The sequence below is a fragment of the Neisseria sp. P0021.S005 genome (genome assembly GCF_051956955.1).
In genome coordinates this window covers 1-1726 of record NZ_JBQCWY010000653.1, presented here as the reverse complement: position 1 = coordinate 1726, position 1726 = coordinate 1, and the positions used below count along the sequence as shown (strand labels likewise).

At 48.3% G+C, this 1726-nt stretch carries 2 protein-coding genes; one reads left to right on the top strand and one right to left on the bottom strand.

What is annotated here, in order from left to right:
* On the bottom strand, nucleotides 1-425 hold a 425-nt coding region (locus tag ACTHUE_RS17955; RefSeq protein WP_440424096.1), incomplete at its 3' end, for a DUF4198 domain-containing protein.
* Nucleotides 426-677: 252 nt separating this feature from the next.
* Here ACTHUE_RS17955 and ACTHUE_RS17950 point away from each other — a divergent pair.
* Nucleotides 678-1721, top strand: coding sequence for a sulfate ABC transporter substrate-binding protein (locus ACTHUE_RS17950; protein ID WP_191620581.1), 1044 nt, complete (start codon nucleotides 678-680; stop codon nucleotides 1719-1721).
* Nucleotides 1722-1726: the final 5 nt, after the last annotated feature.

The following is a 1726-nucleotide window of genomic DNA, read 5'->3' as shown; positions in this document are numbered from 1 at the left end:
CCGTTGCCCACTTGGACAAAGCTCTTGCCGAACATTTGCGATTGTTCGCAATAGGTGGCACCGGCCAGCTGTTTCAAGGTTTGCTGTTTCCAGCCGTCTTGGTTTTTCGACCAGAAAGTCGGTTGGTAGGTCGCGCTGACCCAGTAGGAGCCTGCGGGCAGGGCGGCTTTGGAAACGTATTGATAGTTTTCGCCCTTATTCACCAAATCAACGGTTTTCTTTGAGCTGTCGGTCAATTGCAGCGGTTTGAAAATATGCACGCGGTCGTCGGCGATTTTTTCGACATTGGGGAAGTCATGGCTGTAACCCAAATCCGCATGCAGGATTTGGCCGGCAGGCTGATGTGTCGGTGCGGCCACCCAAACATCGTGTGCCTGTGCCACTGCGCCCAATCCCAGCAATCCTAAAAGCATCCATTGTTTCATAGTTTCTACACTCCATCTTTCGATTATTGAATAAAACGCCTAATGATTCGGCGAATACGAACGGTACTCTTTTTTATTAACTTTGTAAATAATATGGTTTAGATTTTATAGTTATAAATAATTATTTTTTGATTTCAGACGGCCTCGGTTTATATAACCAAAACTGATAAACCCAAAAGCAAACATTATTTCCCGTTTGCCTCCGATCCCGATAAAGTATCGCCATACTTTTAATAGGAGCCGACCATGAATATCCGTACCCTTTCTTTTGCCGCATTGACCGCCGCGCTGGCGTTGAGTGCCTGCTCTCCCAAAAACGAACAATCTGCCGACAATGCCGCTTCCGCAGGCAAGGGCGGTAATGTGAAGCTGTTGAACGTCTCTTATGATGTCGCACGAGATTTTTATAAAGAATACAATCCTTTGTTTGTTAAAGAATATGCTGCGAAAAACGGCGGTGCAACGGTTGAAGTCCAACAGTCGCACGGCGGCTCCAGCAAGCAGGCTTTGGCTGTCGCCAATGGTTTGGCTGCCGATGTGGTGACCATGAACCAGACTTCCGATATCGAGCTTTTGGTGAAAAAAGGTTTGGTCAAAGCCGATTGGAACACCCGTCTGCCGGACAATGCCGTGCCTTATACCAGTAACGTCGTTTTCTTGGTACGCAAAGGCAATCCAAAACACATCCAAGACTGGGGCGATTTGGCCAAAGACGGCGTGCAAATCGTTTTGGCGAACCCGAAAACCACCGGCAACGGCCGCTACGCCTTTTTGGGTGCGTACGGTTATGGTTTGAAAGTGAATAACGGCGATGAAGGCAAAACCAAAGATTTTGTGGCCGCATTGCTGAAAAACACGCCTGTATTTGAAAACGGCGGTCGCGCGGCAACGACGACCTTCAGTCAACGCAATATCGGCGATGTCTTGGTTACCTTTGAAAATGAGGCCAACTACGTCAGCAAAAAGCTGACCCAAGACCAGTTTGAAATCGTTTATCCGAGCTACACCATTCTTTCCGAAGCACCGGTTGCCGTCGTGGACAGCGTAGTCGACAAAAAAGGCACACGCTCCGCTGCCGAAGCCTATCTGCAAAACCTCTGGAGCGAACCGGCTCAAGAGTTGGCCGCCAATCTTTATCTGCGTCCGCGCAATGCCGAAGTATTGGCGAAACACAAAGCCGATTTCCCTGAGATTGAGACGTTTAATCCGAATGAGAAATTTGGCCCGTGGGAAGAAATCATGAAAAAATTCTTTGCCGACGGCGGATTGTTTGACCAGCTTTCCAGTAAAAAATAAGGCTT